General features: G+C 71.9%; 20 protein-coding genes. 16 read left to right on the top strand and 4 right to left on the bottom strand.

Features of this window, described 5'->3' with window-relative positions:
* The first annotated feature begins 94 nt into the window (after positions 1–94).
* The 3 genes from B0675_RS34905 to B0675_RS34895 all read left to right on the top strand — a co-directional run bounded on the left by B0675_RS34905 (position 95) and on the right by B0675_RS34895 (position 2605).
* Entirely contained in the window at positions 95–808 is a 714-nt protein-coding gene (locus tag B0675_RS34905) for a transglycosylase family protein (protein ID WP_081223600.1), read from the top strand.
* Positions 809–1032: 224 nt separating this feature from the next.
* Positions 1033–2034, top strand: coding sequence for a YafY family protein (locus tag B0675_RS34900; RefSeq protein ID WP_081223599.1), 1002 nt, complete (start codon positions 1033–1035; stop codon positions 2032–2034).
* Between the two features lie 355 nt (positions 2035–2389).
* Positions 2390–2605 (top strand): I78 family peptidase inhibitor, encoded by a 216-nt coding sequence (locus B0675_RS34895; protein WP_081224054.1) that lies wholly within the window; start codon positions 2390–2392, stop codon positions 2603–2605.
* A 139-nt stretch (positions 2606–2744) separates the two neighbouring features.
* On the opposite strand, the gene B0675_RS34890 is transcribed toward B0675_RS34895, so the two are convergent.
* A complete protein-coding gene (locus tag B0675_RS34890) occupies positions 2745–3782 on the bottom strand; it encodes a phosphatase PAP2 family protein (protein WP_081223598.1) in 1038 nt (345 codons plus the stop codon).
* A 597-nt stretch (positions 3783–4379) separates the two neighbouring features.
* On the opposite strand from B0675_RS34890, the gene B0675_RS34885 reads away from it, so the two are divergent.
* From B0675_RS34885 to B0675_RS34875, 3 genes are all read left to right on the top strand, one after another.
* Positions 4380–6053 (top strand): MFS transporter, encoded by a 1674-nt coding sequence (locus tag B0675_RS34885; protein WP_081223597.1) that lies wholly within the window; start codon positions 4380–4382, stop codon positions 6051–6053.
* Positions 6054–6502: 449 nt separating this feature from the next.
* A complete protein-coding gene (locus B0675_RS34880) occupies positions 6503–6940 on the top strand; it encodes a GFA family protein (protein WP_081223596.1) in 438 nt (145 codons plus the stop codon).
* Between the two features lie 133 nt (positions 6941–7073).
* Positions 7074–8264 (top strand): acyl-CoA dehydrogenase family protein, encoded by a 1191-nt coding sequence (locus tag B0675_RS34875; protein ID WP_081223595.1) that lies wholly within the window; start codon positions 7074–7076, stop codon positions 8262–8264.
* Positions 8265–8314: 50 nt separating this feature from the next.
* Here B0675_RS34875 and B0675_RS34870 read toward each other — a convergent pair whose 3' ends face one another.
* Entirely contained in the window at positions 8315–8755 is a 441-nt protein-coding gene (locus B0675_RS34870; RefSeq protein ID WP_081223594.1) for a cell division protein SepF, read from the bottom strand.
* A gap of 288 nt (positions 8756–9043) precedes the next feature.
* Between B0675_RS34870 and B0675_RS34865 the strand changes: the two genes are divergently transcribed.
* The 6 genes from B0675_RS34865 (at position 9044) to B0675_RS34840 (ending at position 17404) form a co-directional block, all read left to right on the top strand.
* Positions 9044–10306, top strand: a complete 1263-nt coding sequence (locus B0675_RS34865; protein WP_081223593.1) for a DUF5685 family protein — start codon at positions 9044–9046, stop codon at positions 10304–10306.
* 498 nt (positions 10307–10804) lie between these two features.
* Positions 10805–12706 carry an FAD/NAD(P)-binding protein gene (locus B0675_RS34860; protein WP_081223592.1) on the top strand — a complete coding sequence of 634 codons (1902 nt, stop codon included), beginning with the start codon at positions 10805–10807 and terminating at the stop codon, positions 12704–12706.
* Between the two features lie 149 nt (positions 12707–12855).
* Positions 12856–13638 (top strand): DUF1684 domain-containing protein, encoded by a 783-nt coding sequence (locus B0675_RS34855; RefSeq protein ID WP_081223591.1) that lies wholly within the window; start codon positions 12856–12858, stop codon positions 13636–13638.
* Between the two features lie 265 nt (positions 13639–13903).
* Positions 13904–14803 carry a S1 family peptidase gene (locus B0675_RS34850; protein WP_081223590.1) on the top strand — a complete coding sequence of 300 codons (900 nt, stop codon included), beginning with the start codon at positions 13904–13906 and terminating at the stop codon, positions 14801–14803.
* A gap of 243 nt (positions 14804–15046) precedes the next feature.
* On the top strand, positions 15047–16033 hold the full coding sequence (locus B0675_RS34845; RefSeq protein WP_081223589.1) for a slipin family protein: 987 nt from the start codon (positions 15047–15049) through the stop codon (positions 16031–16033).
* Between the two features lie 288 nt (positions 16034–16321).
* Positions 16322–17404: a S1 family peptidase gene (locus B0675_RS34840; protein ID WP_081223588.1), complete on the top strand. Its 1083-nt coding sequence runs from the start codon at positions 16322–16324 to the stop codon at positions 17402–17404.
* Between the two features lie 88 nt (positions 17405–17492).
* On the opposite strand, the gene B0675_RS34835 is transcribed toward B0675_RS34840, so the two are convergent.
* A complete protein-coding gene (locus tag B0675_RS34835) occupies positions 17493–18563 on the bottom strand; it encodes an ABC transporter permease (RefSeq protein WP_081223587.1) in 1071 nt (356 codons plus the stop codon).
* Positions 18564–18715: 152 nt separating this feature from the next.
* Between B0675_RS34835 and dnaE the strand changes: the two genes are divergently transcribed.
* Positions 18716–22318: a DNA polymerase III subunit alpha gene (gene dnaE, locus B0675_RS34830; protein WP_081223586.1), complete on the top strand. Its 3603-nt coding sequence runs from the start codon at positions 18716–18718 to the stop codon at positions 22316–22318.
* The gene (locus tag B0675_RS34825) at positions 22315–23289 is read left to right on the top strand and encodes a hypothetical protein (RefSeq protein WP_081223585.1); all 975 of its coding nucleotides are present in this window, start codon (positions 22315–22317) and stop codon (positions 23287–23289) included. The genes dnaE and B0675_RS34825 overlap by 4 nt, the downstream gene beginning before the upstream one ends.
* Before the next feature lie 51 nt (positions 23290–23340).
* On the opposite strand, the gene B0675_RS34820 is transcribed toward B0675_RS34825, so the two are convergent.
* Entirely contained in the window at positions 23341–23715 is a 375-nt protein-coding gene (locus tag B0675_RS34820) for a cupin domain-containing protein (RefSeq protein ID WP_081224053.1), read from the bottom strand.
* 213 nt (positions 23716–23928) lie between these two features.
* Here B0675_RS34820 and B0675_RS34815 point away from each other — a divergent pair, with 213 nt between their 5' ends.
* Both B0675_RS34815 and B0675_RS34810 read left to right on the top strand, forming a co-directional pair.
* Complete coding sequence (locus B0675_RS34815; protein WP_081223584.1) at positions 23929–24375, top strand: MarR family winged helix-turn-helix transcriptional regulator; 447 nt, start codon at positions 23929–23931, stop codon at positions 24373–24375.
* A 172-nt stretch (positions 24376–24547) separates the two neighbouring features.
* A complete protein-coding gene (locus B0675_RS34810; protein ID WP_081223583.1) occupies positions 24548–25408 on the top strand; it encodes an alpha/beta fold hydrolase in 861 nt (286 codons plus the stop codon).
* Positions 25409–25446: the final 38 nt, after the last annotated feature.

The following is a 25446-nucleotide window of genomic DNA, read 5'->3' as shown; positions in this document are numbered from 1 at the left end:
GACGGGCCCCGCCCGGTCGTCCGACCGGGTGGGGCCCTGGGCGTGCCGGGCGCGGCTGGGCGGGCCCGCCGGGCGCGCTGCTTAGCGTGGCCCGATGTCTCCCATGTCGAACAGGTGCACCCCGCCGACCTCCAGGACCGCGGCCGCGCCCGGACCGCTCGGCGGGCCCGCCCGGTACGCGGCCGTGACCGCCCTCGCCGCCGCCGTGCTGGCCACCGTGGTCCCCCAGGACGCGGTCGCCGCACCGGCGCCCCCACGGCCAGGAGCCCGGACCGCGGGCGTCTCGTACGCGTGCGCGGCCGACGGCTGGCCCTGGGGCTGTCTCGCCGACTGCGAGAGCAGCGGCCGCTGGAACGCGAACACCGGCAACGGCTTCTACGGCGGGCTTCAGTTCTGGCAGCCGACCTGGAAGGAGTTCGGGGGGCTCGTCTACGCCCCGCGGGCCGATCTCGCCACCCGCGCCGAGCAGATCAAGATCGCCGAGAAGGTACTGGCCGTCCAGGGGTGGGGGGCCTGGCCCGCCTGTTCCAAGAAGTACAAACTGCGGGGCCGGGCACACATCGTGAAGAACGGCGACACGCTCTCCTCCATCGCCCGCAAGTACCGGATCAAGGGCGGCTGGCAGGCGCTCTACCAGGCCAACAAGAAGATGATCGGCGCCAGTCCGGACAAGCTGAACCCGGGCACGCTGCTCTCGCTCCCGAAGGCGGGGAGCAGCACGCGCGTCCTGGACCCGGCCGGGTTCGGGCCGCCCGTCGCCTCCGCCGGTGCGGGCTCCCGGGGGTCCACTCGGCCGCCTCTCCGCTGAACACGACCGCGCCCCGGCCCGGTTCGAGCGGAGCCGGGCGCGGGCCGGGAGTCCAGGGCGGGGGCGAGGTCGGCCCCGCCCTGGACGCCCGGCGACCCGCATGAGCTTCGCCCCTTCGCCCCCGCCCCCCTTCGTCCCTCCCGGTCCCGTACCGGGGGCGTTCTGCCCGCGGACCGTCGCCCCTCGATCGCCGGAGGAGCCGGACTCTTGGCAGACTCGGGGGCATGTTGGAGACCTCCGCGCGGCTGCTGCGGCTGCTGTCGCTGTTGCAGGCCCACCGGGAGTGGTCGGGCGCGGACCTGGCGGGACGGCTGGGTGTCACCCCGCGCACCGTCCGCCGTGACGTGGACCGCCTCCGAGAGCTCGGCTACCCCGTCCACGCCAGCCCCGGCACGGGCGGCGGCTACCAGCTCGGCGCCGGCGCGGAACTGCCCCCGCTGCTCCTGGACGACGACGAGGCGGTCGCCGTGGCCGTCGGACTGCGCACGGCCGCGGGGCAGGGCATCGCGGGCATCGGCGAGGCCTCCGTCCGGGCGCTCGCCAAGCTGGAGCAGGTCCTGCCGAACCGGCTGCGCCGCCGCGTCGGGGCCCTGAACTCCTTCACGGTGCCGATGCTGCGCGGCCCCGAGCCCTCCGCCGTCGACCCGGGCGTCCTCACCGACCTGGCCAACGCCTGCCGCGACAGCGAGCGGCTCCGGTTCGAGTACCGCGACCACGGGGGCTCCTCGACGCGCCGCACCGTCGAGCCGTACCGGCTGGTGTGCACCGAGCGCCGCTGGTACCTGGTCGCCTGGGACGTCGAGCGTGACGACTGGCGTACGTTCCGCGCGGACCGCATCACGCCCAGGCCGCCGCACGGACCCCGCTTCCCGCCCCGCACACCGCCGGCGGAGGACCTGGCCGCGTACGTCTCCCGGGGCGTCTCCACGCGCGCGTACGCCACGCACGCCGTGGTCCGGCTGCTGGTGCCCCTGGAGCGGGCCGCCGAGCGGATCTCGCCCTCGGACGGGACGCTGGAGGCCGAAGGGGAGTCGACCTGCCTGCTGCGCACGGGGGCGGCGAACCTCGACGTGATGGTCATTCACGTGATGCTGATGGGCTTCGAGTTCGAGATCGTCGAGCCCGCGGAGCTCACCGAGTCGATCAGGACGGCCAGGGACCGGCTGTCCCGCGCGCTGGAGCGGGCCGAGCCCGGAGGGCCCGCGGTCCCGCCTCCGGTGCTCTAGCGGACGATCGGCGGCGAGGAGAGAACAGGCGGGGGTTCTGTGTCGGATCCGTGTATTTCCTATGCCGTGTCAGCTGTCGCGGTGGCCGGTGGAATCGGCGGGACGGGAATGGAAACACAGCGGCCGAACGTATGCGCGCGCACATTCCGCGAGGTTATTCGGGAAGCGCCGGTGAAGGCTCCGAATTGCGTTCGAAGGCGTTCGGAACACGGTGTGTGATCCTCGCGCGCGGGACGGAGTTCCGCCGAAACGCGTGTCGTGATCCTGTGACAGAGATGTGACCGGCGGGGGACGAGTGACGCATGGTGGTCGCCCGGGCTTCCACCGCGGGGTCGCGGAGCCTAACGTGGCGGTCATGGCACCCATTCACCCCTCGCGTCCCGAGCCGCAGGACAGTCCGGAGAGCTATGTCGGACTGGAGGTGAGCCGTGCCGAGGAGCGCGCGCGGGAGCACGGCTGGACCTCGGTGCGCTCGCTGCCCCCTGGCGCGATCATCACCATGGAGTACCTCGTGGGACGGCTGAACTTCGAGGTCAGGGACGGCGCCGTGGCCCGCTGCTGGAAGGGCTGAGCCGCCCCGGAGCGGGTCGGTTCGATACCCCTGCCGCGGGACGGACGAGGCGGCCACCGGACGTGCGAAGGCCCCCGGCTCGATGAGCCGGGGGCCTTCGCGGTGCGGGGAGAGGCTGTGCGTACCGGCCCCGCAGTCCTCAGCCGCCCGTCAGGGGACGGGCCGAGGTGGTCGTCGTCGCCGTGCGGGCCACGCGGTCGGCGTGCGGTGGCCGACGGCTGCCCGCCGGGGTGACGGGGGTGCGCTCCGAGCGGGCGGTGTGCGGGCCCGGAGCCAGGTAGACAGGGGCTCTGGCCGGGGCCGGGCGCGAGGTGGCGGCGCTGCGGGCCGGCACCTCCCCGGTGTCCGTGGGGGAGGGCTGCGTGGCCATGACCGGTGCGCCGACCGGCGCGGGTGCCGGAGCGGGGGCGGTACCGCCGCGACGGGAGCGCACGATGTCCCGGAGTGTGAAGATCCAGGCCTCGGCCCGGGCGATCAGCGGCTCGAACCAGGGCAGTGCCAGCAGGATCAGCAGACCCGCGGCCCAGCCCAGCAGGACGTCGCTCAGCCAGTGCGTACCGAGGTACACGGTGGTGAGGCCGACACCGAGGGAGGTCACGGCGGACAGGGCGGAGAGCCAGCGTCTGGCCCTCGGGGTCGACGCCAGATACGCCAGGATTCCCCAGGTCACGACGGCGTTCGCGGTGTGGCCGGAGGGAAATATATCGCCGCCCAGACCCATCTCGTTCGAGCCGATCGTGATGGCGTAGTGCGGGCCGAGACGGCCCATGCCGAGCTTGGCGGCGCCGACCGTGATGTTGAGCAGCAGCAGGGAGGCGCCCAGCGTGAGCAGCGGGCGCAGGGTGTGCTGCCGCCAGGAGCGCCAGCCGAGCCAGGCCGTGACCATCACGGCGGTGGGGCCGCGCTGGCCCAGCACCACGTAGTAGTCGAGGAAGGCGTGGATCTCCGGCCACTGCTGGTAGGGCCGGAAGAACATGACCTGCCAGTCGAACCGGACCAGCCACGACGTGACCGAGACGGCCCACACGATGGCCAGGTAGAAGGCCAGGGTCGCCGCGAAGAGCACGACCCTGTGCCGACTCATTCTGGAGACATCGATGTGGGCCGGCCGTTCCGGCTCACGGTCGAGCCGGGCGAAGACCCGGTCCAGACGGGTGAGGTTTCGTTCGGTACGCACCCAATCGACGTTACAGCGAGTGAGCTGCGTTCCAGGCCGATTCACTCGCTTTGTGATGACGATGTGATGTGGGATTCCTCTCAGGATCATGTTCATTTCCAATGAATCTCTAATCCGTGGAGTGCGGAGCCTTCAATTCCTTTGGTCATCGGCGGCTGCGGTTATATAGCGCTTATGTATTCGTTCACCGAATGATGGCGCGGAATTACCCGTCCGCTCACCGACCGCACACGGGTGGCCGGGCCGCCGCCCACAGCGGTCCCGGGCCCTTCGTCGCAGGTCGGCGGACCCGCACCGCACACCGCCGTACCCCGTGGACCGGCATCGACCTGGATGGACGCACCCGGTCGGGTCCGGGCCCCGGAAGGCCGGCATCGCGCGGGTCCCGTCTGCCCCGCTGGGCGTGGCGTACGCCACACGGGCTCCGGAAGAACGTGAGAGGTCCGCCACGTGTCATCCACGGGAACTCGCGTACGCTGACGCCTCACTCGCCTTTGTTGCGCAGGCCCGGGATTCCCGCTCTTCGGGCCGCAGCCCCCAGGGAGTCCCCACCCTGGCGGATCCGCCGAACGCGAGGGAACCTCTGGAGGTACGTACATGTCCGGGACGACCACGGCCGCCGCGCGATGCCGTCGGGAGACCGGGGCCGGTGCCAACCGCTGGGTCGTCCTCGTCGTGCTGTGCGTCAGCCTCCTGCTGGTCGCCCTCGACGCCACCGTGCTCCACGTGGCGGTGCCCGCCGTCACCGAGGACCTCAGGCCCGGCGCCATGGAGCTGCTCTGGATCGTCGACGTCTACCCCCTCGTCTGCGCCTCGCTCCTCATCCTCTTCGGCACGCTCGGTGACCGCATCGGCCGCCGACGGGTCCTCCTCCTCGGCTACGCCCTCTTCGGCGTCGCCTCCGGCATCGCCGCCCTCGCCGACAACGCCCAGGTCCTGATCGGCGCCCGTGCCCTGCTCGGCGTCGGCGGCGCGATGATCATGCCCGCGACCCTGTCGATCCTGCGCCAGGTCTTCCCCGACCGGCGTGAGCGGGCCCTCGCGATCGGCATCTGGAGTGCGGTGGCGGCGGTCGGCGCGGCCATCGGCCCGCTGCTCGGCGGGTTCCTCCTCGAACACTTCTGGTGGGGATCGGTCTTCCTCGTCAACATCCCCCTGATGATCGTCAGCCTGCCCGTCGGACGGCTGCTGCTGCCCGAGTCCCGCGGCGACCGCGACGGCCCCTGGGACGTGGTCGGCGCGCTGATGGCCGCCGCCGGCCTGTTCGGACTCGTCCTCGGGGTGAAGCGCCTCGGCGGCGGCGAGGCACCCCTCAGCCCGTTGACCCTGGGGCCCCTGCTCGTCGGCGGCCTGATGATGGCCGCCTTCGTCCGGCGCCAGCGGCGGCGCAAGCATCCGCTGGTGGACCTGCGGATGTTCTCCCGGCCCGCCTTCAGCACGTCGGTGGGGTGCATCGTCCTCGCGATGCTCGCCCTCGTCGGGCTCGAACTGATCGCCGCGCAGTACCTCCAGCTCGTCCTCGGCCTGTCCCCGCTGGAGACCGGGCTGCGGCTGCTGCCGCTGACGGTCGCGGCGATGGCCGCCGGCCTCGCGGGCGCGAAACTGCTGCGCCGTTTCGGTCCGCGCACGATGGTCTGCCTCGGCTTCTGCCTCACCGCGGCCTCCGTGATCACGCTCACCGCCATGGGCACCGAGGACAACACCGGGCTGCTCCTTTTCGGCTTCGTCATGCTCGGCTTCGGCCTGGAGACCACACTCTTCGGCGCCTACGAGTCGATGCTCAGCGAGGCGCCGCAGGCGCAGTCCGGCGGGGCCGCCGCGATCGGCGAGACCTCCTACCAGCTGGGCGCCGGTATCGGCATCGCTCTCCTGGGCAGCGTGATGAACGCGGCGTACGCGCCCGGACTGTCCTCCGTCCCGGGCGTCCCCTCCGCCGACTCGAAGGCGGCCGGTCACTCGCTGGGGGAGGCGTACGAGGTCGCCGCGCGCCTCGGCGGACCGGCGGGCGGTGCGCTGCGGCAGGCCGCCCGGACCTCCTTCGTGCACGGACTCCATGTGACCCTGCTGGTCAGCGCGGCCCTGCTGCTGCTCGGCGCGGTGATGGCGCTGCGCCTGCCGCGGGTCATGGACTGCGGACCCGCCGCCACGGCCACTGCCCCGGACGCCGGTCCCGGCAGGGATTCCGTCCCGGACCCGGGCGCGGACCCCGCGCCGGGCTCGGCGGACATCCCGTCCCCCCGGGACGTCGCCGAGACCCGCGTCTCCGCGTAGCTCCTGCCGGGCCTCCGGTTGCCCGGTCCCGTCTGCCTGGGTAGCTTGCTGAAGTATCCGTTCTGCCCCTCAGGTCCGTTCCGTGAGGGGCGCAGCCTCCTCGGGCGCCTCGATGACGGCGAGCCCGGAGGCCCGCGTCGAGCCGACGTGATCCTCCACCCGACTGGACCGGCCCGTGCAGTCGGGCAACGGCGGAGGTAGATGACGGGCCGGGGACGAGCTGGAGAAGCTCCCCCGTCAACTGCAGATGCGGACCCGCCTCAGGCCGTACGCCGGGACGTGAGCGCAATCCTCTACGAGCCCGAGCCCGAGCCCGAGCCCGAGCCCGAGCCCGAGCCCGGCTTGGCCGGCCGCCGGCGCCCCTCCTCGCGGGAGTGCCGACGCCCGCACGGGAGGCGGGTCAGGCTGCTGCGCGGCGTGGCAGCCGATCAGAGAAGGGCGCGATCAGGATGAGCAAGTACCAGGGTCACTGCGCGTGTGGTGCGGTGACGTACGGATTCGACGACGACCCGTCGTTCGTCGCCAACTGCCACTGCACGGACTGCAAGCGGGCATCCGGCGGCGAGATGGCGACCTTCGCCCTCGTCTCGGAATCGGATTTCACCGTCAAGGGCGAGACCAGAAGCTTCCCGTACCCGAAGAACACGGAGACCTGCGCGGGGAACGGACTCGATCGAGTCTTCTGCGTGACCTGTGGTTCCCGGGTCTACACCAACAACCTGGCTGACTTCCCCGGTGGCGTCTTCGTTCAGGAGGGGAGCCTCGACGGGCTGGACCAGTGGTTGCCGCCGCAGGTCGAGATCTTCACCTGGAGCCGCCGGCCCTGGATGCCGGCCCTTCCGGTCCCTCAGTACGACCACGGGGTACCGGCCACCGCGGACGCGTGAACAGGGGCCCGTCGGCCCTGTCGTGACCCGCCCGGCCGGGAAGCGCCCTGGACTTGCGGGAGACTGCGTCGTAACGTCGGGGCGAGATCATTAACTAGCGGTGCTAGTTATCACCCCCGCCGGAGGCTGTCGTATGTCCGCGTCCTCGAAGCTGCCGCCCCTCGACCCCGCCGATCTGCTCGGGATCGACGACCTGCTGGACGCGGAGGACCTCGCGATCCGCGACACCGTGCGGACCTGGGCCGCCGACCGGGTGCTGCCCCACGTGGCCGACTGGTACGAGAAGGGCGAGCTGCCCGGCATCAGGGAACTGGCGCGGGAACTGGGCGCCCTCGGCGCCCTCGGCATGTCGCTCCAGGGCTACGGGTGCGCCGGCGCCAGCGCCGTGCAGTACGGCCTCGCCTGTCTGGAGCTCGAAGCGGCCGACTCCGGGATCCGCTCGCTCGTCTCGGTGCAGGGCTCTCTCGCCATGTACGCCATCCACCGGTTCGGCAGCGAGGAGCAGAAGCAGGCGTGGCTGCCGGGCATGGCGGCCGGCGAGATCATCGGATGCTTCGGACTCACCGAGCCCGACCACGGCTCCGACCCGGGCTCCATGCGGACGTACGCCAAGCGCGACGGCGGCGACTGGGTGCTCACCGGGCGCAAGATGTGGATCACCAACGGGTCCGTCGCCGGTGTCGCCGTCGTCTGGGCGCAGACCGACGACGGCATCCGCGGGTTCGTCGTCCCCACGGACGCCCCCGGCTTCTCCGCTCCCGAGATCAAGCACAAGTGGTCCCTGCGGGCGAGTGTGACCAGCGAGCTGGTCCTCGACGACGTACGGCTGCCCGCCGACGCCGTCCTGCCCGAGGTCGTCGGCCTCAAGGGTCCGCTCAGCTGTCTCTCCCACGCCCGCTACGGCATCGTGTGGGGCGCGATGGGCGCGGCGCGCTCCAGCTTCGAGTCCGCCGTCGCCTACGCGAGGACGCGGGAGCAGTTCGGGCGTCCCATCGGCGGTTTCCAGCTCACCCAGGCCAAGCTCGCCGACATGGCCGTCGAGCTCCACAAGGGAATCCTGCTCGCCCATCACCTGGGCCGCCGCATGGACGCGGGGCGGCTCCGCCCCGAGCAGGTCAGTTTCGGCAAGCTCAACAACGTGCGCGAGGCCATCGAGATCTGCCGCACCGCGCGCACGATCCTGGGCGCCAACGGCATCTCCCTGGAGTACCCCGTGATGCGGCACGCCACGAACCTCGAATCGGTGCTCACCTACGAGGGCACCGTCGAGATGCACCAACTCGTGCTGGGCAAGGCGCTCACCGGACTCGACGCCTTCCGGTAGAGACCCGTTCCCGGAACCCCGGTGAGGCAGGGCCGGTGAGCGGCCCTGCCTCAGCTCTGGTTGAAGAACCCGTCGGTCTGACGGCCGGCGGCCTCGCCGCTGACGATCTCCGTGTTGGCCGGGGTCAGCAGGAAGACCCGGGTGGCGACCCGCTCGATGGTGCCGCGCAGGCCGAAGGTCAGACCGGCCGCGAAGTCCACCACGCGCTTGGCGTCGGTGGGTTCCATGGCCGTGAGGTTGATGATCACCGGGACGCCGTCCCGGAAGAGTTCGCCGATACCGCGTGCGTCCCGGAAGCTGTCCGGGGTGACCGTGCCGATCCGGCGGCCCTTCTCCTCCGCCGTCTCGGAAGCGACCTTCACGCGCGGGTCGGTGACCCAGGCCTCGCCAGGGGTCTCCTGACCCTCGGCGTAGTCGTCGTCGTAGTAACGCTCGTCATCGTTGTCGTCGACGAGGCCAAGCCAGGCACTCGCCTTGCGCACCGATCCCATGGACGCCTCCTCTCACAGCGGTCTTTCGTGCTTCCGCATCCCCATGGTCGTCCATGATGCGGATGTCGCGCCAAGTGGATAGACGCCGCGCGGGGGTTTCGTGACGGTACTGGTGCACAGCGAATCCGTCGAGAGCCCGCGCCCCCCAAGGGTCCTGTGCTGTACGGCTGCTGACTGAGAGTGAAATATGATTTCTCTCGGCGATCGGGTGACGACGGGGCGTACGGGTGAACGGAGTGGTCGATACGATGCCGCAGCCCAACGTCGTACGTGTCACGGGGGAGTGTCGTGTTCGGAATCGTCAGGCCCTGCAGCCATCGCCTCGGTGAGGGGCTCAAGACGCAGTGGATGGCGCATCTGTGCGGGTTGTGCCTCGCACTGCGCGGGGACCACGGCCAGTTCGCACGGGTCGTCACCAACTACGACGGCCTGCTCATATCGGTTCTGACGGAGGCTCAGGCCGAGCGCGCCACAGGATGGCGGCGCACCGCCGGCCCCTGTCCGCTGCGCGGCATGCGCACCGCCTCCGTCGCCCAGGGCGAGGGTGCCCGGCTCGCCGCGGCCGTCTCGCTCGTCCTCGCCTCGGCCAAGGTGAGCGACCACGTCGCCGACGGGGACGGCCTCTTGGCGCGCAGGCCGGTGGCGCTCGCCGCTCGCCGGGTCGCGGCGAGCTGGGGGCGGGCCGGAGCACGGACCGGGTCCGACGTCGGCTTCGACACCGCCGTGCTCGTCGACGCGGTGGACCGGCAGACCGGGATCGAGGCGCTGGCCGGCCCCGGCACCTCGCTGCTGACCGTGACGGAACCCACCGAGACGGCCACCGCGGCGGCCTTCGCCCACACCGCCGTCCTCGCCGGGCGTCCCGGCAACGCCGCGCCGCTGGCCGAGGCCGGCCGGCTCTTCGGCCGGCTCGCGCATCTGCTGGACGCCGTGGAGGACAGGGAAACTGACGCCGCGTCGGGTGCCTGGAACCCGCTCACGGCCACCGGCACGCCGCTCACCGAGGCCCGCAGGCTCGCCGACGACGCCCTGCACGGTATACGGCTCGCGCTGCGCGAGGCCGAGTTCACCGACGGCAGGCTCGCCCATGTGCTGCTCGCCCACGAACTGGGCCGCTCTGTGGACCGCGCGTTCGGGACGTCGGGATGCGGGCACCCCGCGGACGGCTCGCACGGGTCGGGTGATCTTCACGGTGTCCCCGGTACCCCCGGAGTTCCGGGTTCACTCGGATCGGCTGTCCTGCTCGGTCCCGAGGGTGCCTTCGGGCCGCCGCCGCAGCACGGCGGCACCCCGTACGTCGGTGGCGGCAACCCCTTCGGCGGAGGTCCTTCCGTCCAGCCCCCGAACCCCGGCAAGCGAGGATTCTGGGCGGGCTGCGCCGCCGCCGTCGGGCTGTGCTGCACCTGCAAGGTGTGCTGCGCCGACGAGTTCGAGGGCCCCTGGTCGCGCAAGAAGCGCGAAGGGTGCCTGAACGACTGCGACTGCGACTGCGGTTGCTGCGAGGCGTGCCAGTGCTGTGAGTGCTGCTCGTGCTGCGACTGCGGGCTCTGAACCCTTTCGCCGAACGGGGTGTCGGCGCGGGGCACGGCCCGACTTCGGGCCATGCCCCGCACCGTCGTCGTCCTGGCCCGGAACGGGGCGTGACGCCGTTCCGTGGTGCGCGGTGAGGGGAGGGGTGCGCGTGTGAAGGCGGGGAGTGAGGAAACGCTGCGAAACGCCGGCAGGTGCGGCGGGGCGACCGTCCGGGACGGGCGCACAGGCGGTCAGCTCAACAGGAAGAGGACCACACGCGACCGAAGTCGATGTGGGAGCGCTTGACCAGCCACTGCTGTGGATGCATGGGCCAAGTGGAACAGGCATCCGGGGGCACGTCAACCGATGTGAGACGGACCGCTCACAGTACGGACACCCTTGACACGGAGGGGAAACGCCGCCGTACTCTCGTGCCACGGCCCTGCTGAGGGGCTCGGCCGTGCGGCGCCCCAGGGCGTCCTGCGTGACCTGTGTGAAGGCACCCGTGCTCGACTCGACGCATCACGGAGCCTCCGCATGTCCTCCGACACCCCTGCGCACCCCGTTCCCGCACCGGACGAACCGGTGTCCCCGCCCGCCGCCCGGCAGCCCGGCCCCGTCGTGCCGGCGCACGTCCCCGCCGCACGGGTCCCGGTCGCACGGGACCGGGGCGCGCCGACCGCGGGCCGCCCCTCGCTGGTGATCGTGGGAGCCGGGCCGCGCGGGACCGGACTCCTGGAGCGGATCGCCGCCAACGCACCCGAGCTGTACGCCGGTTCGGTGCTCGACATCCATGTCGTGGACCCGTATCCGGCGGGCGCGGGACGCATCTGGCGCACCGAGCAGTCGCCGCTGCTGTGGATGAACTCCGAGGCGCAGGACGTCACCATGTTCACCGACGAGACGGTCGACATGGCCGGACCCGTGCTCGAAGGGCCCACGCTGGACACCTGGGCCGGCCTCGACGGGCGGACGTTCGCCGGCCGGCCGCAGCAGGGCGCCTATCTCCGGTGGGTGTACGAGCGGGCGGTGGCCGCCCTGCCGCCGGGCATCCGGGTGCACCGGCACGCGTGCCGTGCGGTGCGGGTGAGCGGATCCCGCGACGGCCGGCAGCAGGTCTGGCTGGAGGGCAGGGCCCGGCCGCTCCTCACCGACACCGTCGCCCTGACCCTCGGCCATCTCGACGCCGAACTCGACCCGGAGCAGGTCGCGTTGGCCGCGTACGCGCGCGAGCACGAACTGCTCCACCTGCCGCCGGACTTCACCGCCGACAGCGACCTGTCCGCCCTCGCGCCCGGCGAGCCCGTCCTGGTCCGCGGTTTCGGACTGGCCTTCGTCGATCTGATGGTGCTGCTCACCGAGGGCCGCGGCGGCCGGTTCGAGGGCGACCGCTACCGGCCGTCCGGACGGGAGCCGATCCTGTACGTCGGCTCCCGGCGCGGCGTCCCCTACCACTCCAAGATCGGCTACGACTGGGAGGGCGAACGGCCTCCGCTGCCACGGTTCTTCGGGCCCGCCGAGGTCGACGCGCTGCTCGCCCGCCCGGACGGCCACGACTTCCGGCGGGACGTGTGGCCGCTGATCGAGAAGGAACTGGGGTTCGCGCACTACCACCGGCTGTTCGCCGCCCACCCCGAACGCACCCGCACCCCCTGGCCGGACTTCGAGGAGAAGTACGCCGCCGGCACGGGGGAGGAGATCCGGGCGCTGGTCGCGGACGCCGTGCCCGACCCCGCCGACCACCTCGACCTCACCGCGCTCGACCGGCCGCTGGAGGGCGTGCGGCACACCTCGTACGAGGATCTCCAGCGCGGACTGCGGACGTACATCGAGGACGATCTGGAGCGACGGCACGACGCCTCCCGCAGCCCCGACCTGGCCGTCTTCCTCGGACTCCTCTCGGTCTACGGGCAACTGGTCCGGCTCGGCGACATCGGTCCGTGGTGGCACGGGTTCTTCAGCTACCTGGCCTCGGGGCCGCCCGGGCCCCGGCTGCGGCAGATGCTCGCCCTGTCCCGGGCCGGCATCCTGAGGTTCCTCGGCCCGGACATGACCCTCACCGCCGAGGACGGGGTCTTCCGGGCGTCCGGTGCCACTCTGCCCGGCGCGGTCGTCGAGGCCCGCGCGCTCGTCGAGGCCCGGCTGCCGCACCCCACCGTCGAGCGCACCCGGGACACCCTGCTGCGCGAGCTGTACACCGACGGAGCCGCCGCGACCCCCGAGGGGCTCCTCGCCGTCGACCCCGCCGACGGACGGATCCTGGACCACGACGGCACCCCGCATCCCCGACGCTTCGCGCTCGGGCCGCACACCGACGCCCGGGGTTCCGGTGCCTTCACCCGGCCGCGCACCGGCGGGCCGGCCTTCCGGCAGAACGACGCGACGGCCCGCGCCGCGCTCACGTTCCTGCGGGCGCTGTCCTGCCGCATGGCGGCCTGACGGTCCGTGACACGGGCGCGGGAGCGGGCCCCACGACGGCGCGGCGGGCCGCCGCGCCCGTGCCGTGCGCCCGCGCCGCACGGAATACACGGACACCACGGCGCGCTCGCACCTCGGGTTGGCCGAGTGCGTGTGGAAGGGTTGATCACATGACGACGGACGCACCCGAGGACTGGAAGCACTGGCAGGAGCACCGCGAGGCCGCGGTGTCCGCGCCGTACGGACCGCTCTCGCTCACCGCCACCCACTGGGTCGAGGACTATCCGGAAGGGCGACTTCCGGACATCCCCGGTCTGTGGGGTGTGAAGGGCGACGGAGTGGTCCTGACGGCGGTGGCCGAGGAGGGGCTCACCGTCGACGGAGAGCCGTTCACCGGCGAGATCGTGCTGGGCGCCGACCACGGTCCGGCCGACGGGGCACGGGTCGGACACGGCGACCGCCGGTTCGTGGTCCTGGTGCGCGAGGAACTGTGGGGCGTACGCCGCTACGACCCCGACGCCCCCGCCCGGAAGGCCTTCGCCGGCATCGAGGCGACCCCCTACGACGAACGCTGGTCGGTGCCGGGACACTTCACCCCGTACGGCGAGAGCCGCACCGTCCGGGTCGAGAACGCCGACGGCGTCGCCCGCGGACTCCCCATCGGCGGCATCCTCGCCTTCACCCTCGACGGGCAGGACCTCACCCTCCAGGTATCGGTGGAGAGCGACGGCTCCCTGTGGGCCGTCTTCTCCGACACCACCAGCGGGGACGGCAGTTACCGCTTCCGGTTCCTGCGCCCGGCGGCACCCGACGCCGAGGGGCGCACGACGGTGGACTTCAACCGCACCGTGCTTCCACCGTGCGCGTTCGCGGACCATTTCGTCTGCCCCTTCCCGCCGCCCGGAAATACCCTGGGCGTGGCCGTCGCCGCGGGGGAGCGCCGGCTGGGCTGAGGTCCCCGGGACTCCCGAAGCCGCGTGGGGATTCCGGGGTCTGTGATGCCCTGTCGATCAACCTCCAGGGGACGTACGCAAGTTGAACGCTGCACGGCCGAAAGGCGCCCTTGCGGCTGTCGGCCGTGCCGCCGAATACTCCCCCTCAGCGCTTGTCAGGAGCACGGCTTGTCCGGAATCCGGACGGGCGGCTCCCGGCTGCGCCTCACGGGCCCCACCACCCCACTAAACGGGGGCCCCTTACTTCCCTTCGGAGGAACGAAACGTGAGGATCAAGCGCACCACCCCCCGCAGTGGCATAGCGAGACGGAGTCGGCTGATCGCCGTCACCACCGGACTCGTCGCCGCGGCAGCGTTCGCGGTCCCCAGCGCGAACGCGTCCGACGCCCAGACGTTCAGCTCCACCCAGCTGAGCAGTGCCAAGGAGTCGGTCCTCAAGTCCGACGTCGCGGGCACCGCCTGGGCGGTCGACGCCAAGACGAACCGCGTGGTCGTCACCGTCGACAGCACGGTCTCGAAGGCGGAGATCGCGAAGATCAAGGAGCAGGCGGGCGGCAACGCCGGCGCCCTCACCATCAAGCACACCCCGGGCACCTTCAAGAAGCTGATCTCCGGCGGCGACGCCATCTACGGCGGCGGCTACCGCTGTTCGCTCGGCTTCAACGTGCACAGCGGAAGCACCTACTACTTCCTGACCGCCGGTCACTGTGGTGAGGTCGCCTCCACCTGGTACTCCAACTCGGGCCAGACCACGAAGCTGGGCACGAACGTCAGCTACAGCTTCCCGACCAACGACTTCGCGCTGGTCCGCTACACCAACACCTCGGTCGCGCACCCCAGCGCGGTCGGCAGCCAGACGATCAGCAGTGCGGCCACGCCCAGCGTGGGCACCACGGTCTACCGGCGCGGCTCGACCACCGGCACGCACAGCGGCCGGGTCACCGCCCTGAACGCCACCGTCAACTACGGCGGTGGTGACGTCGTCTACGGCATGATCCAGACCACGGTCTGCGCCGAGGGCGGCGACAGCGGCGGTCCGCTGTACGGCGGCAGCGTCGCCTACGGTCTGACCTCCGGCGGCAGCGGCAACTGCAGCTCCGGCGGGACGACCTTCTTCCAGCCGGTCACCGAGGCGCTGAGCTACTACGGCGTGAGCGTCGGCTGACCACCGCCCGACCGATGGACCGGCCCCTCGATCGACTCGTCGCCTGACGGAACCGGCACCCCCCACACCGCTTCCGCACGACAGAACGACCGCGCTCCGCACGACGGAGCCACCGGAACAAGGACGAGCCCCCGCACGCAACCGGCGTGCGGGGGCTCGCCCTTGTTCCGTCGTCGGAGTTACCTTCGAAGCACACGCTGTGCACACGCCTGCTGCGCCCACGTCGGACCCTGGGGGGCCGTGATGGTCGAGGAACTGGTGGCGGCGGGGGTCTCCGTCGCGTCCGTGGGGCTGGTCTACGTGATGACCGGAGCCCGCGTCGTCAAACAGTACGAACGGGGCGTGGTGCTGCGGCTCGGCCGGCTGCGTCCTGAAGTGCGCGGTCCCGGGTTCACGATGATCGTTCCGTTCGTGGACCGGCTCCGCAAGGTCAACATCCAGATCGTGACGCTGCCGATCCCGGCCCAGGAGGGCATCACCCGCGACAACGTCACGGTCCGGGTGGACGCGGTCGTCTACTTCAAGGTCGTCGAGGCGGCCGACGCGGTCATCCAGGTGGAGGACTACCGTTTCGCGGTCTCGCAGATGGCGCAGACCTCGCTGCGCTCGATCATCGGCAAGAGCGACCTGGACGACCTGCTGTCCAACCGCGAAAAGCTCAACCAGGGGCTGGAGTTGATGATCGACAGCCCGGCGATCGGCTGGGGCGTGCAGATCGACCGCGTCGAGATCAAGGACGTGTCGCTGCCCGAGACGATGAAGCGCTCCATGGCCCGGCAGGCCGAGGCCGACCGTGAGCGGCGGGCCCGGGTCATCAACGCCGACGCCGAGTTGCAGGCCTCGAAGAAGCTCGCACAGGCCGCCGAGGTGATGTCGGAACAGCCGGCCGCCCTCCAACTGAGGCTGCTGCAGACCGTGGTGGCCGTCGCCGCCGAGAAGAACTCCACCCTCGTCCTGCCCTTCCCCGTCGAACTGCTCCGCTTCCTGGAGCGGGCACAGCAGGGCGGTCCGCCCCAGCAGCCGATGCAGGCACAGGAGTCCGCGCCCCAGCCGTCCGCGCGGCCGGACGAGCCCCGGCGGCAGGTGGCCGAGTCCGGAGCGCCGGCCGCGCCGCAACAGACCTCCGCGGCACCGTGGTCGGCGGTGCCCGAGCAGTCCGCGGAAGTGCGGGAGCCGGTCACTCCGCCCTCGAACGAACCTCCCGAGGGGTCGAAAACAAGACAGGACTAGTCCTCACAGGCTGCGCCTCGGTGATCCGCGGAGAGTGTTTGCAGGGGGAATCGACGCGCCGTGACCATGGGGGGTCACGGTGTGGGAGGTGTACGGCGGTTGTCGTCCACGCGTCCTGAAGTCGACCTTGTGGGTCCCCTGTGCGTCTCGGAATAGTGGGCCGCGAACAACTGGCATGGACGCGTCGAAACGAGCATTTCTGTCGTTCCGCGGGTTCATGTCCGTACGCCTTCCGGTCCTGGAGGTCCCCACAACCTCCCGGTCCGACCCCCCACAGGAGGACGTGAGTTGAAGCACCGACGCATATCCCGGCGCCGTGCCGTCATGACGGGCGCGGGCGTCGCCGCACTCGTCACCGCCGGCGTCACCTTCCAGACTGCGAACGCGAGTGAGGTCCCCACGGCCTCGACGCCGCACACCCTCTCCGCGCTCGCGGCCGGAAAGCTCGCCTCGACCCTGGGCAAGGACCTGGGTGCCGACGCGGCGGGAACGTACTACGACGCGAAGTCGAAGCACCTCGTCGTCAACGTGCTGGACGCGAGCGCCGCGGACGCGGTCACCGCGGCCGGCGCCAAGGCCAGAATCGTCGAGAACTCCCTCGCCGAACTGAAGGGCGCCCGCACGACGCTCAAGAAGGACGCGACCATCCCCGGTACGTCCTGGGCGACCGACCCGGCGAGCAACAAGGTCGTCGTCACCGCGGACCGCACGGTCTCCAAGGCCGAGTGGGCCCAGCTCGCCAAGGTCACCGACGGGCTCGGCGACGCGGTGGAACTCCAGCGCACGAAGGGGGAGTTCAAGCCCTTCATCGCCGGCGGTGACGCCATCAGCGGTTCCGGCGGCCGCTGCTCGCTCGGTTTCAACGTGGTCAAGGGCGGCCAGCCGTACTTCATCACGGCCGGGCACTGCACCGAGGCCATCTCCACCTGGTCGGACTCCAGCGGCAACGAGATCGGCACGAACGAGCAGTCCAGCTTCCCGGACAACGACTTCGGTCTGGTCAAGTACACCGGGAGCACGGAGCACCCGAGCGAGGTCGACCTCTACAACGGCTCCTCGCAGCCCATCACCAAGGCCGCCGAGGCGACCGTCGGCGAGAAGGTGACCCGCAGCGGTTCGACGACCCAGGTGCACAGCGGCACGGTCACCGGCCTCGACGCCACCGTGAACTACGGCAACGGCGACGTCGTCAACGGGCTCATCCAGACCGACGTCTGCGCCGAGCCCGGCGACAGCGGCGGTTCGCTCTTCGACGGCGACTCCGCGATCGGTCTCACCTCCGGCGGCAGCGGCGACTGCACCGCGGGCGGCGAGACCTTCTTCCAGCCGGTCACCGAGGCGCTCTCCGCCTTCGGCGCCCAGATCGGCTGACGGCCTCCCCGGTCCGACGGAGCTCCGCTCCCGCGCACCCGCGCGGGAGCGGGGCTCCCGGCGTTCCCGACGCGGTCGCGGTCGCCGGCTACGAAGGTTCCGCGGCGGTGCCCCCTGCCGGGGCGCCGGCGCGGGGCCGGGTGCGGAACGCGGCGGCGAGCAGCGTCACCGCGCTGCCCGCCACCGCCCACGCCGAGAGCACCAGCAGGGAGCCGGTCATGTCGTTGCCCTTGAAGTACGCGATCGAACGGGCCGACCAGGTGCCCGCCCCCGGCGGCAGGGCCGGCCCGATCGCCTTCCAGAAGGGCGGCAGCATCGGCAGCGGGAAGGCGCCGCCCGCGCTCGGGTTGCCCGCGATCACCACCAGCAGGATCGCCAGACCGATGCCGACGACCCCGAAGAGGCCCTGCAGGCCGAGGGTGGCGGCGCCCACCGCGAAGGTGATCAGGGCGCCGAGCCCCCAGAAGGCGCAGACGGGTCCGGGCAGGGCGCCGAGGATCGGGCCCACGATCACCGCGCCGCCGAGACCGCCGACGATCGCGACGAGGGCCATCACGAGGAGCCGGACCACCGCGCGCCGCAGGTTGGCGGGCCGGGCCCCCGCGCTGATCGCGAGGATCGAGGCGCAGAGGTAGCCGCCGACGCACCAGCCGACGACCAGATAGAAGGACGAGAGGCCGTCGAAGTCGTGGGTGGAGGCCCGGGCCACGTCGACGGTCCGCACGGTGCGCTGTTCGGTCGCCTCCAGGGTGGTGACCAGTTTCTCCAGGGTGGTGGCGAGGACGGTGCCGCCGCCGGAGGCGACCAGCAGCGTGTCCTTGGCGCCCCGGGGATCGATGATCAGGGCTCCGTCGATCTCCCGGTTCAGGATCTGCTCGCGCGCGGCGGCCGCGTCGGAGACCGTCCGCGGGTCCAGCGGCTCGCCCTTGATCCCCTCCAGCCGGGTCACCGTCCGCTGGGCCACCGCCTGCGGGGCGACCACGCCGAACGGGACGTCCTTCGGCTTCGGATCGTGGAGCGCGCCCACGTAGGAGGCGATGAAGAGCAGCTGGAGCGCGATCACGCCGATGACGAGCAGCGTGGCCCGCGGGGTGACGGCATCCTTCACCTCGGTCAGGAAGGACGGGCGCGGGGCGGTGTCACCGGCTGTCTGCGTCATGCCCCCACGGTCCGAGCCGGCCGGTGTTCGCGCAGGTGGGGAGGGTCCGAACGGATGTCGTACAAGAGTTCGAAAATTGGTCTATGGTGGAGACGGGATGGTTGGGAACTAGTGTTCGAAGTCCGCAAGGACTCACAGGTCGGGAGGTGTGCGTGCCGGGATTCACGCATCTGCACACCTCCTCCGGATTCTCCCTGCGATACGGCGCCTCGCACCCGGAGCGGCTCGCCGAGCGCGCCTCCGAGCGGGGCATGGACGCCCTCGCGCTCACCGACCGGGACGGTCTCGCGGGCTCCGTCCGGTTCGCCAAGGCCTGCGCGAAGGCGGGTGTCCGTCCGCTGTTCGGCGTGGACCTGGCGGTCGGGGAGCCCGTGCGCATGGAGCGGCGGCGGACCCCGGTGCGCGGTGGCGCCTTCATCGACGAGTCGGCGGCCCGCGTGACCTTTCTCGCCCGGGACGGCGGCGCCGGCTGGGCCGACCTCTGCAGGATCGTTACGGCGACCCATGCCGACGCCCAGCGGAGCGGCCCTCCCCTGCTGCCCTGGCCGGACAACCACGGCGACGGCCTGACCGTGCTGCTCGGCCCCTCCTCCGACGTCGGCCGCGCACTCGCCGCGGGCCGCCCCGACCGCGCGGCCGAACTGCTCGCTCCCTGGCGGGAGATCTACGGCGACGCCCTGCGGCTGGAAGCCGTCTGGCACGGCCGCCAGGGCACCGGGCCCGGCTCCCTGCGCCTCGCCGCCCGCACGGTCGGCTTCGCCGCCGAACAGCGGGTGCGCCCCGTGCTCAGCAACGCCGTCCGCTACGCCGACCCCGGCCTCGGGCCGGTCGCCGACGTGCTGGACGCCGCCCGCCGGCTCGTCCCCGTCGACCCCCGGCGCGAACTGGACTCCGGCGAGGCCTGGCTCAAGGACGGGGCCGCCATGCTGGACGCCGCCGAACGGATCGTCGAGGCGGCCGGTTTCCGCCGCGACACCGCGCACCGGCTGCTCGAACAGACGGCGGACACCGCCGCGGCCTGCCGTGTCGACCCCGAGGACGACCTCGGCATCGGCAGCGTCCACTTCCCGGAACCGCGTCTCGTCGGCGCGGACCGCCGTACCGCCCAGCGCGTCCTGGCCTCCCGGGCGGCGGCCGGCATGGTACTGCGCGGGTATGCGGGCCGGCACGCCTACTGGGAGCGGATGCACCACGAGCTGGACATCATCGCCCACCACAACTTCGCCTCCTACTTCCTGACGGTCGCTCAGGTAGTCGACGACGTACGGGACATGGGCATCCGGGTCGCCGCGCGCGGGTCCGGGGCCGGCTCCCTGGTCAACCACCTCCTCGGCATCGCCCACGCCGATCCCGTCGAGCACGGGCTGCTCATGGAGCGCTTTCTGTCCAAGCGCCGCCCGGTGCTGCCCGACATCGACATCGACGTGGAGTCCGCGCGCAGGCTGGAGGTGTACCGCGCGATCATCGGCCGGTTCGGCACCGAGCGGGTCGCGACCGTCTCCATGCCCGAGACCTACCGGGTCCGGCACGCCGTCCGTGACGTGGGCGCCGCCCTCTCCCTGGACCCGGCCGAGATCGACCGGATCGCCAAGGCCTTCCCGCACATCCGGGCCCGCGACGCCCGCGCCGCCATGGCCGAACTCCCCGAACTGCGCGAACTGGCGGCGGAGAAGGACCGGTACGGCAGGCTGTGGGACCTGGTCGAGTCCCTCGACGCCCTCCCGCGCGGCATCGCCATGCACCCGTGCGGGGTGCTCCTCTCCGACGCCTCGCTGCTCGCCCGTACGCCGGTCGTGCCGACCAGCGGCGAGGGCCTGCCCATGTCGCAGTTCGACAAGGAGGACGTCGAGGACCTCGGGCTGCTCAAGCTCGACGTGCTGGGCGTGCGGATGCAGTCCGCGATGGCGCACGCGGTGGCCGAGGTGGAGCGGGCGACGGGGGAGCGGCCGGACATCGACGCGGCGCCGCCGGGCGACCCGGCGACGTACCGGCTCGTGCAGTCCACCGAGACCCTGGGGTGCTTCCAGATCGAGTCGCCCGGCCAGCGGGACCTGGTCGGACGCCTGCAGCCCGAGACCTTCCACGACCTCGTGGTCGACATCTCGCTCTTCCGGCCGGGGCCGGTCGCCGCCGACATGGTCCGGCCGTTCATCGAGGCTCGGCACGGCAGGGCGCCGATCCGTTACCCGCACAAGGACCTGGAGGGGCCGCTGAAGGAGACGTACGGAGTCGTCGTCTTCCACGAGCAGATCATCGACATCGTCGACATCATGACCGGCTGCGGACGTGACGAGGCGGACCGGGTGCGCCGGGGGCTCTCCGACCCCGAGTCGCAGGGGCGGATCCGGTTCTGGTTCGCCCAGCACGCGACCGCGAAGGGGTACGACGCCGAGACCGTCGCGCGCACCTGGGAGATCATCGAGGCCTTCGGCTCGTACGGCTTCTGCAAGGCGCACGCGGTCGCGTTCGCCGTCCCGACGTATCAGTCGGCGTGGCTGAAGGCCCATCACCCGGCCGCCTTCTACGCCGGGTTGCTCACGCACGACCCCGGGATGTACCCGAAGCGGCTGCTGCTGGCGGACGCGCGGCGGCGCGGGGTGCCGATCCTGCCGTTGGACGTGAACCGGTCGGCGGTCGCTCACCGGATCGAACTGGTGTCTGAATCGAGTGAGTCGGGCTCGGCCTCCGGCTCCGCGGGCTCCGGAGGCGGCACGGGCGCGGGTGCGGACACGGACACGGACTTGGCCGGCTCCGGCTCGGCCCCGGCCGGCCGCGGCCCGGGTTCCGGCGGCACCGGTCGCTGGGGCGTCCGGCTGGCGCTGTCCGACGTGCACGGCATCAGCGAGGCCGAGGGCGCGCGGATCGCCGACGGCAGGCCCTACGCCTCGCTGCTCGACTTCTGGGAACGGGCCCGGCCGAGCCGGCCGCTCGCCCAGCGGCTCGCCCAGGTCGGCGCGCTGGACGCGTTCGGCGCCAACCGCCGTGATCTGCAACTGCACCTGGCCGAACTGCAGCGTGGCGCCCGCGGGGTGCGCGGCGGCCAGCTCCCGCTGTCCGGCGGACGGGACACCGCTCCGGCCGGGCTGCCCGACCTGTCCTCGGCGGAGCGGCTGAGCGCAGAACTGGGTGTGCTCTCGATGGACGCCTCCCGCAACCTGATGGACGACCACCGGGCGTTCCTGGGCGAGTTGGGCGTGGTCACGGCCCGTCGGCTGCGCTCGGCGCGACACGGCGAGACGGTGCTGGTGGCCGGCGCCAAGGCGGCCACCCAGACCCCGCCGATCCGCTCCGGCAAGCGGGTCATCTTCAGCACGCTGGACGACGGGACGGGCCTGGTCGACCTCGCCTTCTTCGACGACTCCCACGACGCCTGCGCCCACACCGTCTTCCACTCCTGGCTGCTGCTCGTCCGCGGCGTGGTGCAGCGCCGCGGCCCGCGCAGCCTCAGTGTGGTGGGCGCCGCCGCCTGGAACCTCGCCGAACTGGCCGAACTGCGCGCCGAGGGCGGCCTCGACGTGGTGGCCGCGCGGCTGGCCGAGCCCGCGCCGCGGGCGCCGGGCGGGCGGGACGAACCGGGGGAGTCCGGGCAGCCGGGAGCGCCCGGCGCGTCCGGTGACGGAGGTCCGGCCGGGGGCCGGACGATCCGGATGTCCACGGGGTACGAGATGCACCCCTGGGCCGATCTGCGCCCCGCGGGCGAAGGGCCCGCGGGAGGAAAGAAGTTGTGGCACCAGAGCCCGGGGAGTGCGGGATGACCATCCTCTGCGTACGTTTCCAGCTGCCTCCGACGCGCGAGGCGGAATTTCCCCGACTCCTCGGATTACTGGAGGAGTTCACACCCGTCATCGAGGCGCTGCCACCCGACGGGGCACTGCTCGACGTGCGGGGTGCCGAGCGGTACTTCGGCCGTGGCCCGGCCGGGTTCGCCTCGCTGATCCGGCTCCGCGCCCTCGCCCTGCACGGCGTCGACTGCGTGATCGGCGCCGGTCCCGGACCGATGCTCGCCCGGATGGCGCTGCGCGACGCCGTCCCCGGAACGCCCCGGGTGGTGCTCGCGGACCCGGACGCCGTCACGGAGTTCCTCGCCGAGCGGCCCGTCGGCGCGCTGCCCGGCGTCGGCGGCGCCACCGCGCGGACCCTGGGCGAGTACGGCCTCGACACCCTCGGCAAGGTCGCGGCCGCACCCCTGTCCACACTCCAGCGCCTCACCGGCGCCCGGACCGGCCGCGACCTGCACGAGAGGGCCTCCGGGGTCGACCGCGGCCGGGTCGTGCCGAACGCCACCTCTCGCTCCCTCGCCACCGAACGTCCCTTCCAGCGAGACGAGTTGGACCCCGACCGGCATCGCCGGGCGCTGCTCTCCGCGGCCGAGGAGCTGGGCGCACGGCTGCGCGCCCTGGAGAAGGTCTGCCGCACCCTGACCCTCACCGTGCGCTACGCCGACCGCTCCGCGACCACGCGCAGCCGCACCCTCGCGGAGCCGACGGCGCACTCCTCGACCCTGACCGGAACCGCCTACCGCATGTACGAGATGCTCGGCCTCCAGCGTGCCCGGGTGCGCGCGATCGCGCTGCGCGCCGAGGGGCTCACGCCCACCGAGCGGGCCTCCCATCAGCTGACCTTCGACCCGGTGGACGAGAAGGTCCGCCGTATCGAGGAGGTCGCGGACCGGGCGCGGGCGAAGTTCGGCCCGCATGTGATCGGACCCGGGACGCTGGCCGCGTGACGCCGCCGGATGTGACGCACTCGGGTGTGACGAACGATCCGGCTCCAGGCCCTAGTTGGCCCACGGCGGAGTCAGGACCGAGCCGTCGGCCAGCTCCGCCCGCAGGCCGACGGAGGTGGTGACCCAGGCGGTCGCCGGCCGCTCCGAGGTGTTCTCGATGCCGAGCGCGGTGCCCGCGTTGACGATCACGGTGTCGCCCGCGGTGACCTGCTCGGTCCTGCCGTCGAGCGTGATCAGCAGGTCGCCGGTCAGGAGGTGGAGGATCTCCTCGCGGTCGACGGTGTGCACGGGGGCCCGGAGCCCCGCCGGGAGCTCCGTGCGCCAGGCGCACAGCTCCTTGCTCCCGCTGCGCGGAGCGGCGTGCGAGACGAATCGGCCACCGTGGATCTCGTGGACGACGGCTTCGGAAGAACGGACGACGGGCACGGGTGCCTCCTGGATCGGTGCATCGGACAGGTGGATCGGATCGGTGGGAACCGGGGTCGCGGTCCGGTTCCGGACGGTGCCCGGGACCCGGCGGGGCGGGTCCGGGCCCGTACGGTCGGACGGATGCGACACATGGTCAAGCAGCTTGACCATGTGTGCTGTCCTTATGGTCAAGCTGCTTGACTGATTCGTCAAGGGTGTTTCAATGCCTGAGTGCAGAACTCCGAGGCCATGGCCCTGTCCGCCGCCCTGCTCGCCACCGCCGGCGAGCTGACCCGCCGCATCCACGAGGGCGTGGTCTCCCGCGGATTCGACGACGTGCGGCCCGCCCACGGGTTCGCCTTCGCGCGGCTCTCGGCGGACGGGGCGACGGTCACCGATCTCGCCGCGCATCTCGGGGTCACCAAGCAGGCCGCCAGTCAGCTCGTCGACGAGCTGGTCCGCAAGGGGTACGTCGAACGCCGGCCGCACCCGGAGGACGCCCGCGCCCGGCTGATCCTGCTGACCGAGCGGGGGCGGGCGTGCACCCGTGCGGCCGAAGAGGCGGCGGCGGACGCCGTGCGGACGTGGGGTGAACTGCTCGGTGAGGGTGACATGCGCGCGTTGTATACGCGTCTGCTGCGCATCGCGCCCTACGGTCCCATCAGGCCCGCCTGGTGACGGTTCGAAGGACCGTGGCATCCCTCATCGGCTACCACTGAATGTTTTTACTGACGCGTAACTTCACACGCGTGCTACTCGCTCGTAACTTGACGAGTGAACAGCATCCTCGTGATCCGGATCACAGGGCGTACGCCGTCGCAACTCCCTTGAGCCGCAAGGAGATCACACGATGCTGCCCTGGAACCGAGTGCTCAGACCCCTGGCCGCCCTGCTCCTGGCCGCCGCCGTCGCGGTCGTCCCCGCCGCCACGGCCCAGGCCGCCTCCGCCCCCAGCAGTGGCTGGAACAACTACTCCTGCAAGCCGTCCGCCGCGCATCCCCGCCCCGTCGTCCTCGTCCACGGCACGTTCGGGAACTCGGTCGACAACTGGCTGGCACTCGCCCCCTACCTGACCAGCCGCGGGTACTGCGTCTTCTCCCTCGACTACGGCCAGCTCCCCGGCGTCCCCCTCTTCAACGGCCTCGGCCCCATCGACAAGTCGGCCGCGCAGCTCCAGGTCTTCGTCGACAAGGTGCTCACCGCGACCGGCGCCGCCAAGGCCGACCTGGTCGGCCACTCGCAGGGCGGCATGATGCCCCGCTACTACCTCAAGTTCCTCGGCGGAGCCGCCAAGGTGAACGCCCTCGTCGGCATCGCCCCCGACAACCACGGCACGACCCTGAGCGGCCTGGCCAACCTGCTCCCGTACTTCCCCGGCGCGGCGGACCTGCTGTCGTCGGCGACTCCCGGACTCGCCGACCAGGTCGCCGGTTCCGCGTTCCTGACCAAGCTCAACGCGGGCGGCGACACCGTCCCCGGCGTGCACTACACCGTCATCGCCACCAAGTACGACGAGGTGGTCACGCCGTACACCTCGCAGTTCCTGAGCGGATCCGACGTCCACAACGTCCTGCTGCAGAACCTGTGCGGCCTGGATCTCTCCGAGCACGTGGCCATCGGGATCGTCGACCGGATCGCCTACCACGAGGTGGCGAACGCCCTCGATCCCGCCCACGCCTCCGCCACCACCTGCGCGTCCGTGTTCAGCTGAACACAGCCGGGGGCTGACCGGCCCGAGCCGCCGGTCAG

The sequence above is a fragment of the Streptomyces sp. M41(2017) genome (assembly GCF_002078175.1).
GTDB lineage: Bacteria > Actinomycetota > Actinomycetes > Streptomycetales > Streptomycetaceae > Streptomyces.
The sequence above is the reverse complement of the archived record's forward strand: the minus strand, read 5'-3'. Positions and strand labels throughout refer to the sequence as shown.